The 17,218-nt window shown below is 57.9% G+C and carries 2 protein-coding genes; both read left to right on the top strand.

Going from position 1 to position 17,218, the window contains the following annotated elements; all coding sequences use genetic code 11:
• The first annotated feature begins 335 nt into the window (after nucleotides 1-335).
• The gene (locus CI807_RS27320; RefSeq protein WP_095016983.1) at nucleotides 336-2,057 is read left to right on the top strand and encodes a ShlB/FhaC/HecB family hemolysin secretion/activation protein; all 1,722 of its coding nucleotides are present in this window, start codon (nucleotides 336-338) and stop codon (nucleotides 2,055-2,057) included.
• Between the two features lie 33 nt (nucleotides 2,058-2,090).
• On the top strand, nucleotides 2,091-17,213 hold the full coding sequence (locus CI807_RS27315; RefSeq protein WP_095016982.1) for a hemagglutinin repeat-containing protein: 15,123 nt from the start codon (nucleotides 2,091-2,093) through the stop codon (nucleotides 17,211-17,213).
• Nucleotides 17,214-17,218: the final 5 nt, after the last annotated feature.

Raw genomic sequence — 17,218 nt, 5'->3', positions numbered from 1 at the left:
GAAACGGCCGGTCACAGTGCTCCGAAATCCGCAGTTGAATTTTAACGCTACCACCGCCCAGTCGATTAGTTGTGTGGGAAATTTCCCTTTATTTTTGGGAATGGTCCTATATATCGAGCGTTGCCATCCCAGTAGAGTCTTCTTGTCTGCCCATCTCTAGGAAATTGTTTTTAAGGGCGATCTTGCTGCGTTTGAGGTGCGGTGAATGTGCAATGGCATTCACTCTTGGATCACGTATCGGTATGTGAACAAAGTACAATTAATTGACGCCATCAAATTGCCATCATATCATCGCCGCTCAATGATGGCTCTGTGCCATGTAGAGGGATCTATAAATGTGGCGTTTGGTACGCCGGACCGGGCTCGGCCTGCTGTCCGCTTTTTTTTGCCTGAGCGCAGCCGGATGGGCTCAAGCTGCCGACCTGCAGAACACGCCAGGTGTCACCGACCTGATTCGTGACCGCCAGGATCGTTTGCTCGAAGAGCAGCAGCGTCGTCTCGAAGAACTCAAGGACTTGCCGGGCAAAGCAGCCGCGCCTGCCAAGCCAACAGCGCCCGTCGACACCCGCTGCTTTCCCATCAAGACCCTCGAAGTTTCCGGTGCCGACGCGCTCTCTGAAAGCGAACGTCACGCGCTGATCCAGCCCTACATCGGCCAGTGCCTTGGCGTGCCGCAACTCAATGAGGTGCTCAAGGCCATCACTGACCGCTACCTGGCCAAAGGACTGGTCACCAGCCGCGCCTACTTGCCACAACAAGACCTCTCCAGCGGCGTGCTCAAGATCCAGGTAGTCGAAGGCAAGCTGGAAGGGTTGAAGGGCGCGCAGGGCAGTGGCATTACTGAGCGCCAACTCGCGATGAGCTTTCCGGGTCAACAGGGTGAATTGCTCAACCTGCGCGAAATCGAGCAGATGGTCGACCAGTTGAACCGGCTGCCGTCGAACCAGGCGCAGATGGAACTGGCACCGGGTAAAGAGGTGGGTGGCAGCGATGTACTGGTCAAAAACACCCCGCAAAAGCCCTGGCGCGTTGGGCTGTCACGCCATAACGGCGGTCAGCGCAGCACCGGTGAGCAGCAATGGGGCGCCAGTCTCGATTGGGATAATCCGCTTGGCCTGGCCGACCAGCTTTCCTTGCGTGGCGGCCATGATGCCGTCAGCGATCACCAGAAAACCTCGCGCAACTCGATGCTCAATTACAACCTGCCGTTTGGCTGGTGGAACCTCAATTACAGCTACAGCGAGTCCGAATACCGCTCCCTGGCCCAGGCCAACAACTTCAACTTCAAGCAGTCGGGCGACAGCCAGAGCCATCAGTTGCGCCTGGAGCGAGTCATTCATCGCGACGCGCTGAGCAAAACCTCCCTCAGCACTGGCGTGGCTTACCTGCGCACCAACAATTTCATTGAAGACAGCAAACTCGCCCTGAGCAGCAACCGTCTCAGCGAAGCGCAGTTCGGTATCAACCACGGCCGACGCATCGGCGGGTCATTCCTCAACATCGACCTGGGCATGCAGGACGGCATTGGCGCCTTCGACGCCCAGGCCAATCACAACCCACGACCAGGCCAGGCCGATGCGCGCTACCGCAAATACACCGCAACCGTGAGCTACCTGTACCCGTTCAAGCTGTGGGGCGAGTCGTTGAGTTTCAGCAGCCTGATGACCGGCCAGCGCAGCGAGGACGTGCTGTTCAGCCCCCAGCGCATAAGCCTCGGCGGGCAGTCGTCGATTCGTGGTTATAAAGATCAGATGCTCTCCGGCGACAGCGGCGGCTATTGGCGCAACGACCTGCGCTGGAGCCGCCCGGTGACCTGGGCCTGGCTGCAACCCGTGCTGACCGAATACGGCACCAGCCTCGGCTACGACCAGGGCGTGATCCGCCATGGTCGCTACAACGCCGAGCAGCATGGGCGCATGAGCAGCAATTCCCTGGAACTGTTTGCACGCGGCAAGAACGTCGCGGCCACGGTGACCTTTGCACACTCTTTGGAACGACCGGACCCGATCACGGAACGTGAAGCGCCGATCTATTTCCGCATGGATTTCTTCCTTTAAATTTTTACCGCCCTCTGGGCATCGAGACATGACATGGATGTTCGCCAGTTCGCCTTCCTTGCGCGCCAGCCTTCTGCAGCCGTAAAAAACCGGTCCACCTTCCTGGGCCTGCCCAAGCGCGGGTTGGCATTGGTACTGGCCAACGCCATGTTCTGGCAGCCGCTGCTGGCTCAGGCGGACGGCATTGCAGTGAGCGGGCCGGGTACCACGCTCGGGCAAGCGGGCAACGGCGTACCGATTGTCAATATTGCCGCGCCCAACGCCAACGGGCTGTCACACAACCAATTCCACGACTACAACGTCGGTGCCAACGGCGTCATCCTCAACAATGCCACCGACCGTACGCAGTCCACCCAACTCGGCGGGATCATCGTCGGCAACCCGAATTTCCATGGCAGCGCCGCCAGCGTCATCCTCAATGAGGTCAATGGCGGTAGCCCCAGCCAACTGCGTGGCTACACCGAAGTAGCCGGGCAGTCCGCACATGTAATCGTGGCCAACCCTTACGGCATCAGCTGCAACGGCTGCGGCTTTATCAACACCCCACAAGCCACACTCACCACGGGCAAGGCGGTCATCGAAAACGGCCAGATCAGCCGCTATCAAGTGGACAAGGGCAACGTGTCCATTGAAGGCACTGGCCTGAATGCCAGCAACGTCGACCAGTTCGAAATCATCACCCGCGCCACCACCATCAACGCGCAGATCCAGGCTAAAAAGCTCACCATCGTGGCAGGGCGCAACGATGTGGACGCGCGCACCTTGAATGCGACGGCGCGTGCGGCGGACGGTAGCAAGGCGCCGGATCTGGCGATTGACTCGTCGGCGTTGGGCGGCATGTACGTGGGGGCGGTGAAGCTGGTTGGGACCGAAGCAGGCGTCGGCGTAAAGCTGTCCGGGGACATGGTTGCCGGTGGCGATATCCAGATTGACGCGGCGGGTAACGTGGTCATGGGCCAAACCTCAGCCGGTACGGCAGTGGCGGTCAAAGCGGCCAGCGTAGAGGCCAAAGACGCGGTGTATGCCGGTACTGACTTGTCGGTGAACACTCAAGGCGCACTGACCAATCAGAAAACCCTGGCGGCCAAAGACAGCATCACACTGGACGCCGGTGGGCGGTTGACCAACAACGGAATTATCGAAGCCGGCGTCAACGCGGATAACAGCCGCAATGCCCAAGGCGATGTGCGCTTAAAAGCGCAAAGCATCGACAACACCGGCAAGACGGTGATCGCCAGCCGTGACTTGAGCATCAACACGGGCGAGCTGGCCAACCAGGGCGGCACGCTGAGTGCTCAGCGCGATGCACAACTGAATGCGTCGATTCTGGACAACCAGAATCAGGGCCGGATCCTTAGCGCAGGAAGCCTAGGTGTTACCGCTAGCCAACTGCTAAATCAAAACGGTCAACTGCTGGCAACTGAGGCCACGTTGGCTGTGGGCTCTCTGGGTAACGATGACGGTCAGATTCAGGGTGATAACGCTCTGTCGATCAAGGGCAGCGCCATTAGCAACCTTCGCGGCACTATTGCCGCCGGTAAGCGCCTCGACGTCACCAGCGCCGTGTTCGACAACACTGCTGGCAAGGTGATCAGTGACGGCCTATTGACCACTGTGATCGCGAGTCAATTGCTTAATCAGACTGGTTTGTTTGCCTCCAAGGGGGACGCGCGTCTCAGTCTGGGGAGTCTCGACAACCGTCAGGGCACCGTCGTCGCTAGCACGAACCTGAACTTGCAATTGAACGGTGTGCTGAATAACCAGCATGGCACCCTGCGCGGCGATAACCGCATGGATTTGAATGCAGGCCACGTGGACAACAGCGTGGGTGGTCGCATCAGTAGTGGCCAGGCATTAAATGCCAGTGTCAGCAGCCTTGATCAGCACAACGATGGTCGTCTTTTCGGTCAAGGTGATGTCAGCCTCGATCTGAATGGCGGTCATCTGAATAACCAGGGCGGTTTGATCCATGCACCAGGTGTATTGCTACTCAATAACTTGGCCAGCGTGGATAACCGAGGTGGCGAAATCTCCAGCGCCCAGGCGCTGGTTTTCAAGGCTGACAGCCTCGATAACCGCAACGGCAAACTGCTCAGTGAGCAAGGACTGCTGGTGCGTATCGCGCAGGCCCTGGACAACGCCAAGGGTCTGGTCGCTTCTACCGGGCTGGACCTGCAAGCCAACAGCCTGAATAACACGGACGGTAAACTCAGTGCGCGTAATGACCTAACTGCACGTGTCACGACAAGCCTGCTCAATGGCCAAGGCGAGATTCTCGGCGCTAACACCTTACTGACCGGTGCATCACTGGATAACGGTAACGGTTTGATCCAAGGCGACAAGCGCCTGACCCTTAAGCACACAGGCCTGACCAGCAACCGCAACGGGCGTATGGTCGCCGGGCAGGCATCGGACCTGAACGCTGCCAGCTTCGACAACACCGGCGGCACGTTCACCAGCGATGGCACGCTGAAGGCGTTGATCAACGGCCAATTGCTCAACCAGGCCGGGCTGTTTGCCTCCAGCGGCCTATTGCAGTTGACCGCCGCCAGTCTCGATAACCAGAACAACGGCCGCATCACCGGCAAGAGTGAGCTGGCGCTGACCGTTGGCCAACTCGATAACCGCAGCGGTTTACTCAACGCTGGCAAAACCATGACCTTGAAGGTCGACAGCCTGGACAACCGCGCGGGTGAAATGTCCAGCTTGACGGACCTGGCGCTCAACGGCAGTCAGTTGGATAACAGTGCCGGTGGCAAGGTACTCGCCAACGGCGATATTCAACTGAACCTCGACCGGCTGAACAACCAGTTCAAGGGCAACGTCTTTGCCAAGCGCAACCTGAACATAGTGCTCAACGGTCCGCTGTTGAATCAGCAAGGCACACTGCGCAGCGATGCGACCCTGACCCTGGACATGAACCACGGCGCACTCAACAACGCCGCAGGCCTGATTAACACCCCCGGTGCGTTGATACTCAAAAACCTTTCCACGGTCGCCAACCAGCAAGGCGAAATCTCCAGCGAGCACGCCTTCTCCCTGGCTGCGCAAAGCCTGGACAACAGCGAAGGCAAACTGCTCAGCGATCAAGCCCTGACCCTTAAGATTGACCAGGCCCTAGTCAACATCAAGGGCGTGATCGCCGCAGCCGGGCTCAATGCTCAGGCCGCGCGGTTGGACAACACGGAAGGCGTGCTCAACAGTTCAAAAGACCTGACCCTGGCGGTGGCCGGCGCATGGCTGAACACCGACGGCGAGGTGTCGAGTGCTGGCGCCAGCGTGATTGACGCCATGACCCTGAATAACCGCAATGGGCAGGTCTTGGGCGACGTCAGTCTCGCCCTGACGACCCGAGGCGCGCTGGCCAACCAAGGCGGTACGCTCGGTGCCGGGCAGCGGCTGCAAGTGACCGCGTCCAGTGTCGACAATAGTCAGTACGGCAGCCTGGTCAGCGATGGCAGTGTCACGGTGCAGGTAGGTGGGCTTCTGGATAACCAAGCCAAGGGTCGCGTGTTGTCCAAGGGCAACATGACTCTTCAGGCGGGCAGCTTCGACAACCGTGGCGGTGTGCTGAACAGCAAGCAGGCGCAGACCCTCACCGGGCAGTCCTTGAAAAACCAGGGCGGCCTGGTCAGTGCCGTTGGGCCGTTGCGCCTGACGTTGGACACGGCGGACAACACCAAGGGCCGTATCGCCAGCCAGGCTGATCTCGACGCTACGGTCGGCGTGCTGAACCAGCAGGGTGGGGAACTTGTTGCCCAGGGCAACCTGAGCCTTAGCGGCAACGACCTGGATAACCGCAATGGCGGCCTGGTAGGCGCGACAAAAGCGCTGAAACTCAATGTCGATCGCGTGGATAACCGCGTCGGGGAAATCTCCGGCCAGCTCAAGACCGAGATCAGCGGCCAGCGCCTGGACAACAGCGGCGGCAAGGTATTGGCCGGCACCGCACTGGAACTGGCGATGGTCGAGGTGATCAACCGGGCCAAGGGCCTGGTGTTCGCCCAGGATGTACACCTCAATGCTGCGAGCCTGGACAACACCGAAGGCACGCTTGCCGGTCAACGCTCGCTGGCGGTGCGACTGTCGGCCGGGCTGGACAACATGCGCGGCAAGATCAGCAGCGAAGGCGGCCTGCAACTGCACGCACAGCGGGTGGATAACAGCGGCGGCAGCCTGTCCAGTGCCGGTGACCTGACCCTTGCAAGTGACGGTGAGCTGCTCAACGTGGGCGGTGTGGTGGAGTCTGCGCAGGCGCTCAGTCTCACCAGCGCTGGCCTGAATAACAGCGCGCAAGGCCTGCTGAAAAGCCAGGGCGCTGCCACCCTGACTACCGGGCAATTTAACAACGGCCTTGGCGGCCGTGCGATCAGCGCCAACAGCCTCGACATCAAGGCCACTGACCTCAACAACGGCGGACGCATCGCCAGTACCGGCGCGCTGAATGCAAACCTTGCAAGCCTGACCCAGGCAAGTGGCAGCGAACTCTTCAGCAGCAGCCAGGTGAACCTGGACATGAATCACGGCGAGCTGGCCAACGCCGGGGTGATCAACGCACCGATCCTGGTGTTGAAAAACCTCGGCAACGTGAACAACCGCAATGGTGAAATCTCCAGCCAGAACGCCTTCACTCTCGCGGCACGCAGCCTGGATAACGGCAACGGTAAGTTGATCAGCAACCAGGCCCTGGACCTGCGCATCGAACAAGCCCTGGCCAATGCCAAGGGCCGCATCAGCGCGGTCGGCCTCAATGTGCACAGCGCCAGCCTGGACAACACCGACGGTCTGGTCAGCAGCCGTGGTGGCCTGGAGATCGGCGCTGACGGCCTGATCGACAACCAGCGCGGCAGCCTGATTGGCGACGGTGCCGTCCTGCTGACCGCCGCAAAACTGGACAACCGCGCGGGCGAAATAGCGGGAAAGGCCAAGGTCACTGTCAACGCCAATCGCATCGACAACCAGAAAGGTCAGTTGATCAGCACTGACACCCTGGCGCTTACGGGTGTCAATCTCGACAACCGCAATGGCCTGGTAGGCGCGACAAAAGCGCTGAAGCTGGACGTGGGCGACGTCGATAACCGCACCGGTGAGCTGACCAGCAACGCCGACCTGAGCATCACTGGCCAACGTCTGGACAACAGTGACGGCGGACAGGTGTTCGCAGCCGCAGGCTTGAGCGTGGCGGTGGATAACGTACTCAACCGTGCGCGCGGCCAATTGAATGGCCAGCGCCTGACACTGACGGGAACAACGCTGGACAACAGCGGTGGCAAGTTGCTCAGCCAGCAACCTTTGGTGGTGGACCTGGCAGGTGACCTCACCAACAACCAGGGCCTGCTGAGCAGCGAAGGCACGCTGGACGTCAAGGCGCGCAGCCTCGATAACACCAAGGGCAGTCTCTCCAGCGCGCAAGGCCTGAATGTGGTTGTCAGCGATAACCTGAACAACCTGAGCGGCGAACTGGTCACTGACGCTAACTTGGTGTTGCGCAGCGCCAACCTGGGCAACCAACAGGGCACCCTCAGTGGCAAAGGTCCGGTCTCGGTTACCACCGGCACCCTGAACAACCAGACCGGTCGCCTTAACAGTGGCGATACCTTGACCCTGGTCGCTGGCCAGGTAAACAACGGTGGCAGCATTGGTAGTGCCAAGGCACTGAACGCTACGGTGACTGGCCTTGACCAGCAGGCCGGCAAGCTCTTCAGCCAGGCCGGGTTGAGCCTGGACCTGGGCAGCGGTCAACTGAACAACCGTGGCGGGTTGATAAACACCAGTGGTCCACTACTGCTGAAAAACCTCACCACCGTCGATAACCAGGGCGGTGAAATCTCCAGCGACCAAGCCTTCACCCTGGCGGCACAAAGCCTGGATAACAGCAACGGCAAGCTGCTGAGCAACCAAGACCTGACACTGCGAATCGACCAGGCCCTGGCCAACATCAAGGGCCTGGTCGGCGCCACCAATCTCAAGGTACACGCAGGTTCCATAGGTAACCAAGGCGGTACATTGACCGGCCGAGGCGAACTGCAACTGACCAGCGACGGCCTGTTGAATAACCAAGCCGGCAATCTGTTGGGCGGTAGCCGCGTAATCCTCAACGCGATGGCGCTGGATAACACCGTCATTGGCTTGGTCAACAGCCAAGGCTCCCTCGATATTGCCACAGGCAACCTCAGCACTGGCAGCGGCGGTGAGGTGTCCGCCAAGGGCTCGATGGACTTGAAGCTCAGCGGCTTGACGCTGGGCGGCGGTCAAATCGTCGGCGCGCAGGGCGTGACCCTCGATTTGAACGGTGCTGAACTGGATAACCGTAACGGGCTGATTTCCGCCAAGGGCTCACTGACGCTGAACCGTGTGCACGCCATCAATAACCAGAATGGCGAACTCTCCACCCAGCAAAACCTGACGCTTAACCTCAATAGCCTGGATAACAGCGGCGGTAAGTTGATCAGCAGCCAATTGCTCTCTGTCAACGCAGGCACACTGCTCAACCAGAATGGATTGTTGTCCGGCTGGCAGGGATTGAGTGTTAGTGGCGACAGTCTCGACAACCGCAACAACGGCACGCTTTCCAGTCGCAACGGCGCGGTGGACGTGCGTCTTTCCGGCGCTCTGCTCAATACCTCTGCCGGCGCGGTGGCCAGTCAGGGACGGCTGGACCTCACTGCCGCCAGTCTCGACAACAGCGGCGGCATCCTCTCAAGTGGTGCGGGACAAAGCCTGACCGTCACCGGCCAGTTGAACAACCGCAACGCTGGCCTGATCGACAGCGGCGCCGAACTCGAGCTGCAGGCGGTCACTCTGGACAACCAGGGCGGTACAGTCAGCGCGCAAAAAGCCCTGGCCATCACCGCCACAGACCTCAACAACACCGGCGGTACCGTCGCCGGGAACGACCGCTTGACCCTTAACTTGCTGGGTTCGCTGAACAACACCAATGGCAAGTTGGCCAGCGCGGGCCCGCTGTCGCTACAGCGCGCGATGCAGATCAACAACCAGGGTGGCCAGATAGCCAGCCAAGGGTTGCTGACCTTACTGGCTGGCGGCCTGGACAACAGCCAGCTCGGCACTGTCGCCGGTAAAGGTCGTGTGGCGATCACCACCACTGGCATCCTGCAAAATGACGCCAAGGGCCTGATCTACAGTCAGGAAGCCGACCTGCAAATCAAGTCCGCAGGGCTCTCAAACGTTAGCGGCGTCGTGCAGGGCCAGAGCGGTACAAGCTTCGACGTCAGCGGCGATATCGATAACCAGGGCGGCAAGCTCCTGGCGCAAACTGGCGACACTGTGATCAGGGCCAACACCCTTAACAACCAGGGCGGTAGTGTGGCCAGCCTGGCCGGGGGAGTGGATGCCACATTAAGCGACAGTCTGCTCAATGGCGTTGGGCAAAGCAAAGGCGGGGTAGTGCAAGGCCAGCGTGTGAACCTGACAGCGCTTACCGTCGATAACCAGCAAGGTCGTATCGCCGCCCAGGACGGCGATGCTGTTATCACGGCCAATCAATTCCTCAACGCCTATGGTGGAGTGTATGCCAAGGGGGCGTTGCAAACCCATGGCACCTGGTTGGATAACAGCTTCGGGCAAATCTCCGCCAAGCGCATCGACCTCGGCGTCAGTGGGCAACTGAGCAACCACTCGGGGATTATCGAAAGCGAGGAGACACTGACTTTACAGGCTAATGACCTGGTCAATCAGGGCGGCCAGCTACGTGCCTTGGCGCGCATGGGCAAGACCCAGTTCCAGATCGGCAACCTGTTCGACAACCGCAATGGCGTAGTCGAAACCGCCAACACCAACCTGGGCCTGGCAGCCACTACCTTTCAGAACACCGGCGGCCAACTCCTGCACACCGGCGAGGGCGATTTTGATATCTCCCTGCCCAATGTCACGGGTGCCGGTGGCAGCATCGTGACCCGTGGCGGCCTGACCCTGAATGCTGACACTTGGACCAACAGCAGCGTCATCGAGGCAGGACGCCTCAATGTGAATGTCGGCACCTTCACCCAGACTGAGACTGGGCAGTTGCTGGCCTCTTCACGTCTGGAGGGCAAGGGCGGTCGCTGGATCAACAATGGCCTGATCGCCAGCGATGGTAGCCTGGCGCTGCAATTGACGGGTGGTTATGAGGGCAGCGGTCGAGTCAGCAGTGTAGGGGCGCTGGACCTCACGGCTGCACAATTGACCGTGGGGCAACTCGCGAGCATCGCCGGTGGAGGCAATAGCCGCATCGCTGTGAGCGGGACGCTGGCGAATGAAGGGCGGATCACCTCGGCTACGGACCTGAATGTATCCGCAGGCGCGATCAATAACAGCGGCACGCTGGGCAGCAACGTAAACCTGCGCCTGACCACACCTGCTTTGTTGAACCAGAACGGCCTGATTTTCAGCGGCGGCGACATGGCGCTGCGCACCGATACGTTCACCAATCGATTTGCCGATGTTTACGGCCTGGGGAATGTGAGCATTGCCAAGGATGACAACAACGGGCAGAGCACGTCGATCAACAATATTTCGGCGACGATCGAGAGTGGCGGGGATCTGAACCTGGCGGCTGCGCGCATTGAGAACCGTAAGGATGTGTTCAAGACCACGGGTGGTCAGGTATCCAGTTACATTGGTGTTCAGTGCAGCAGTTGTACGTCGATAGTTCCGAATCGTTCAGCTGATAGTTATCTGGTTTGGGTGCAAAACTTCAAATCGCAGATTATTGAAGATTCGGCATCGGCCACGATGACGGCCGGGCGCAATTTCTTCGTCACAGGCGGAGATTTGAGTAATAAGAACTCAACTCTCAGTGCGGGTGGCAACATCAATTTTGCCCTGCAAAACTTTACCAATGAAGGTGCGTCGGTGGGTGACTACAGCCTGCGTCGCTCATACTCCTACGGTGGTTTGCATCCCTACGATCTTTCGCGCTTCATGGTGACGGTCATGAACTACAACCGTGGTCATGACCCTTACTACAATGCGCCCGCCCCAAATATTCATGTTTGGACAGCCGATGGTACTGAGTCCATTGTTCGTGTGGGCCACCAGCGCAATGGTCGGGAGGATCGAGGTTCAACGGTTTATGGACCGTTGATTCTCAAAAACTCCGACAAAGGTGTAGACCCAGGCGTAGGGGCGGTAGATGGCCCTTGGGAAATGCTCACCACTCAGCCGTTTAATAACACCACCATTGGTTCCTCGAGCGCGGCAAATGCCGTCGTTCAGGCGGGTGGGGCGGTCAGCATCAATGCAACACAGCACCTGACCAACAGTGTTGTGCGCCAGAACGTTGCTGTAGCTGGCAACGGATCGCGTGTGGGCGCAACACAGGTCACCGGCAACACGGCGGTGATGGTTACGATCAACCGCGAGCTGCCACCCGGTCTCGCCCTGCAGCAAGTCAACCCGGTGGCTCTGCCAGGTTTCACCTTGCCTACCGGTAAAAACGGCTTGTTTCGCTTGAATGAACAAGCTGCGAACACTGGGCAGGTTAGCAGTGGCGACACTGACTCGCAGAGCTGGACGCTGGGCGGCGCCAACGTAGGCTTGGTGCAGCGCCAGCAACCATCGTCCGGCGCCTCCGGCCGTACGCTCCAGGTCAGTAATGCAGCGCAAGCCGTAGCAGGTGTCCATCAAGTCGCGCTGACTGTCCGCGAAGCCGGGGCCGTCAGTGGCAGTGCCAGTACGATTAGCGTCGCCGGCAATACCGATAGCGGTGCATTGCCGCCCGGCCGTACCACAGGGATTGAAATCAGCCACGGTGATGCGGCCAACACGCAGGTTTCAAGGCCGGACCTAGGCTTGCCTGTATTGACACCTGCTGCCCGTGATACGAACGGTGCGCTTGATGGCTCCATCGCGTCCAATACCGGCGCCGCTATCAACATTCCAATACTCACCCCGCTGGCACAAGGCAGCACTGAACCTGGGGCAGCGCAACCCATTAATCGCGTCCAAGGCTTGCCCAGCAGCAGCGCCGCATCGCAACCACATAAATACCTGATCGAAACCAACCCCGCACTGACCGACCTGAAGCAATTCACGAGTTCGGACTACCTGCTCGCTGGCCTCGGCTACAACCCTGACGAGAGCGCCAAGCGCCTCGGAGACGGCCTGTATGAACAGCGCCTGATTCAGCAAGCCGTGGTCGCCCGTACCGGTCAGCGCTTCCTCGACGGCCAGACCTCGGACGATGCACTGTTCCGACACCTGATGGATAACGCCATCCGCAGCAAGCAAAGCCTGGATCTATCAGTGGGTGTGTCGTTGACCGGCGAACAGGTCGCGGCGTTGACCCACGACATCGTATGGTTGGAAGAGCATGAAGTCGCTGGAGAGAGGGTGTTGGTGCCGGTACTTTACTTGGCCAATGCTGATCAGCGTCTGAAATCGAACGGAGCATTGATCGCTGGTCAGGATGTCAGCTTGATCGCCGGTAAGGACCTCATCAACGCAGGCACCTTGCGTGCCAGTAACAATCTTTCGGCGGCCGCGGGCAATGACATGGTCAACAGTGGCCGGATTGAGGCGGGCAACCGTTTGGACCTGTTGGCAGGCAACAATATCGTCAACCAGTCCGGCGGTGTGATCGCTGGGCGCGACGTAACACTGACTGCGACGAAGGGTGATGTCGTCAATGAACGTAGCCTCAACGGCTTTGGCACGGGCAATCGCAATTACTACGGTGACTCGGCACATATTGAAGCCGCAAACGCACTATCCATTATGGCCGGGCGGGATGTTACCAACAGCGGTAGCTTGCTTAAGAGCGGTGGCGATACAACGATCAACGCTGGGCGTGATATCAACATAGTTTCAACCGAGACGCGTGATTCGGGGAATAGCGGTATGGGTGCGCGCTCCTCATCTGTTTCTCAGATCGGCTCTACTGTTGATATTGGTAAAGACCTACGTCTGACGTCCGGGCGTGATGTAAGCGTCGTTGCCAGCAGAATCGAAGTTAAGCGCGACCTTGCCATTGCTGCAACTGGAGACCTGAGTATTTCGTCTGCAGCGGATGAGGAGCATTCCTCGAGTAAAACCAAAAAAGTAACTCGCTCGGAGGACCACATCAGTCAGGTTTCCAGCGTGCTGACAGCCGGTGGTGACGTGTCATTGCGCGCCGGCAAAGACCTTGAATTGACGGCCAGTCGAGTCGCTGGCGGCGGCAATGTGGCGCTCGAGGCGCAGCGTGATCTCAGCATCCTGTCAGCGCTGGATGAAGACGCTTCGTTCTATTCGAAGAAGAGCAAAGGCTCGTTCGGCCGCAGTAAAAGCGAGCAACGCGAAAGTTACGACAGCACCAACGTGGCGTCCGTTGTCGAGGCAGGTAAAGACCTGACCGTCAATGCCAGCAAGAAAGCCGACGGTGGCATGAACATCGAAGGTGGGCGTGATGTCACCGTGATCGGCAGCCAGTTGAAGGCCGGTGGCGACATGCTGCTGGGCGCCACGGGCGACATCGCAGTGCTGTCAGGTGTTGAAGAGCATGGCTCTTACAGCAAGAAGACCAAGTCCGGGTTCCTAGGGCTTTCCAAGAGTGGTAAGAGTCAGCTGAAAACGACGGCCAGCCAGGTGGGTAGTGAGCTCGAGGCAGGTAATGACGTGGTCGTGGCTGCGGGTAATGACATTCGCTTGCGGGCGAGTGAGATCAATGCCGAGAACGATGCTGAGTTGAGAGCCGGTCTGGTAAAGGATACAGGTGACATCAACTTGGTGTCGGCCAATGACACGGCTTATAGCCGTAGTGAGAAGTACGAGAAGAAAACCGGTTCGATATCAGGTGGATTCATCGCGATTTCCTCGGCCAAGAAAGCCGGGCAAGAAGCCCAGAGCAGCACCAGCGTTGGTAGCCAAGTCATGGCAGACCGCGATGCGACGCTGCAGGCCGAGCGCGATATCAATTTGGTGGGCAGTGGTATCAATGCCGGGCGTGACGTAAGCCTGAATGCGGGGCGCGACGTTAATGTGGTGGCTGCGCAAAACGCTAAGAGCGAGCACGAGTGGGCCAAATCCAAACAAACAGGGATTGGTGTGTCCAGTGATGCCAACGGCGTCACCTTCTTCGCCGGTACCGACCGTAGCGCCGAGAAGAACCGGCTAGAACAACAGACTGCGGCCGCGAGCCAGATCAAGGCAGGTGAAAACCTCGCAATCATTGCCAAGCGCGACATCAATCAACGTGGTTCTGATTTGGCGGCTGACAACGATATTGACCTGAAGGCTGGGCGCAATATCAATATTGATGCCGCTCGTGAGCGGTTGTTGGTAGAGGAGCAACGAGAGAAAGAACGCAATGGTTTGAGCGTCGCGATCAATCATAACTTTGGAAGCACAAAAGACGCAGTTAACGGAGCGGGGAAAGGTGAAGACGGCGTCAGCAAGGGGTCGAGCACACTGAAGGCGGTGGACTCGGTCAGTCATTTTTTTGCTGGCGCCACGCCTGACATCAAGTTTGGCAACAGCAAGCAGACTGTCACTGAACAAACGGTTGAACTGACGAGCCGGTCTTCGACCTTGACTGCGGGCAATGACGTCAACCTGTCCGCCGGTAATGACGTAACGGTTATTGGCGGCCAGTTAGGCGCTGGGCGTGACATCAACGTTAAGGGACGCGACGTTACATTTGATGTTGCCAAAGGCGGAGTTGCCGATGACAGCCAGGAAAATCAGAGTTGGAGCGGCTTTCATGGCAGTGTCTCAAACGGTTTCAGGGTTGGTGCTGGGGGTAGTCACGGTGTCGCCAACGAGGATCGTGAAGCGCAATTGTCCACTGCAACTGAGTTGGACGCCGGGCGGAACATTAACCTGAAAGCTACGAACGACCTCAACTTGATAGGCACTCAAGCAAAGGCGGGGCGCGATATCAACCTGAGTGCCGCCAATGATCTGAATATTATTGCCGCTCAGAACAACACCACACGAGACAGCACTAGAAGCAGCGGCGGCGGCGAGGCCGGGATTGCAGTACAGGATGGAGCTTTTGGCTTCTATGCCAGTGTCAACCTCGGCAAAGGCAATCTAGAGCGTGAGGGCGTTAGCCAGCAGGAAGCCTATCTCTATGCTGGGGAGCGTCTAGGGTTTGAAAGTGGCAGAGACACTAACGTTGCCGGTGCCCAAGTGCGTGGAGACAGTGTGGTTGGGCGTGTGGGTAGAGACTTGAATGTTTCTTCGGTGGCGGATACAGGCAAGGTTAAAGGTAATGAGTTTGACCTGAGTGCGACGGTAACGGTTGGGTTTGGTTTCAGTATGAGTGGCTCTTTGGGCTACGGCCAAACCAACGGAAAGTCTAACTGGATCGAGGACCAGACACGCATTAGCGGCGCCAATGTCGTCGATATCCGCACAGAGAAACACACTCAGCTTGATGGTGCTCTGATTGCTTCCGACACCGGAAAACTCAAGCTCGACACTGAAACACTTGGCTTTTCCGACATTGCCGGGCAAGACAAGGAACACGGTTACTACCTCAATGTGGGCGGCTCTTATAAGGAGGGCGGTGGGGCTTCGCAGGATCCAAGTCAGGTCGGTAAAGGAAAGGGCGACGAAAATGGTTGGAGTGTTAACGGTTGGCAGTATGACAAGGACCGTGAGCAAACCGTTCGTGCAACAGTGGGTGCTGGCGACGTTGTCGTGCGTGCGGACGAGAAGAACGGGACTGACTCGGCAGCAGGTCTGAACCGTGACGTTACCAAAGCCTATGAGATTACTCGCGATAAGGAATCGCGCACTGATCTTTATGTGACCAGCTCTTCGATTAACGACGTCCTGCACCCTATTGAGACCGGCAAAGACTGGGCTCAGGGCGCTGCTGAGTGGGACAAAAGAAGCCTCGCTAACTGGAACGTTGCGATGACGGGCATGAACGCCGTCATCAACAAGGTCGAGGTCGCACTTGGGCGTCCGATGGATCCAGGGGCTCAAGCAATAACGGGGAAAGAGCTGGCCGAGAGTGTTTATCAGGCGCTGATTTTTTCTGGGAAAAGCCGTTCTCAAGCAATGGCCATGATGAGCGATCCTGCGTTCCAGGAGGGTGTGCTCAAGCAGCTTGATGAAATCATGCATGTTAACGACGCTGACCTGAAGGCGGCAAAGGCCGACGTCCAGCCTGGACTTGATCAATACCTGAAGTCGTCTACTGAACTGGACATCACGACTGTTGAGGGTAAGAGGACGGCGCTGCAAAAGACATTGACGTTTGCCGGAAAATTGAACGATTACGTTAAGGCCAACCCTGAAAAAGCTGAAGCTGTTGCCTATGTGATGGCATTATCTCAAGGGCCGAAGGGCGTTTTGAGCTTGTTGGTAGGCGAAGTCGTTAATAGTACTTTTGCAGGTCAAGAGTTTGTTGAAAAGGTCGAAGAGTTTAAGGCTAATGCCGCTCTCGCACTTGCCAATTACATGTTGGGTGCTGAAAAACCAGACGAACAGCTTAAGCCCTCGAAAAAAGATGATGAGTCTCTAATCGGTGGTGGAAGGCTGATCTTAGATCTCCTGAGCAGTGGGCCGCCCGGGCGCGCGAAGAAAGAGACTCACATTACCTCTGGCGGCAGCTCGGTGAATGATCATCGTCGTGGGGAGAAGGCGGGCAAAACCGAGAAGGAGAAGGTTGAGAAAGAGAAAGCCGAGAAGGAGAAGGCTGAGAGGGAGAAGGCCGAGAAGGAGAGGGCTGAGAAGGAGAGGGCTGAGAAGGAGAAAGCCGAGAAGGAGAAGGCTGAGAAGGAGAATGCAGAGAAAAATCCGGCAAGCTTGAGCCCATCAGAGCTTAAGGTTTTGGCTTCAAAGATTACTGTTCCTGTAGATTTTGATGGGCATATACTGCGTGCTGAATTGAAAAGTAACGGTAAAGTGGTTGGTGGGCATTCAACTGCTACAGGAGATGTACGGGTAAAGAGCGTAGAAGTTCCGCCAAACGCTCAGGGCGTTTATGTCGCTAAAATTGAGATGGAGGATCCTCTGAATCCCGGGAGTTATTTACCAAAAAGTGGTAATGGCAAATCTACGATGTTTCCAGATTCATGGACCTCGGATAGGATAAAAGTCGAAGTCGATATGGCGTTCAAAAACAAGCAGGTGTCCGGAGATACTTGGACTGGAACAACGCCTAGCGGTGTAAAGGTCAAAGGGTATTTGAGCCCTAAAACTACCGTATATCCATTAATGTAAGGGCT

Source organism: Pseudomonas sp. NS1(2017) (assembly GCF_002269425.1).
GTDB classification, from domain to species: Bacteria; Pseudomonadota; Gammaproteobacteria; order Pseudomonadales; family Pseudomonadaceae; genus Aquipseudomonas; species Aquipseudomonas reactans.
The sequence above is the reverse complement of the archived record's forward strand: the minus strand, read 5'-3'. Positions and strand labels throughout refer to the sequence as shown.

Excerpts from the sequence above, each read along its gene's own strand:
- CI807_RS27320 (WP_095016983.1), top strand. The coding sequence starts at position 336 with ATGTGGCGTTTGGTACGCCGGACCGGGCTCGGCCTGCTGTCCGCTTTT.
- CI807_RS27315 (WP_095016982.1), top strand. The coding sequence starts at position 2,091 with ATGGATGTTCGCCAGTTCGCCTTCCTTGCGCGCCAGCCTTCTGCAGCC.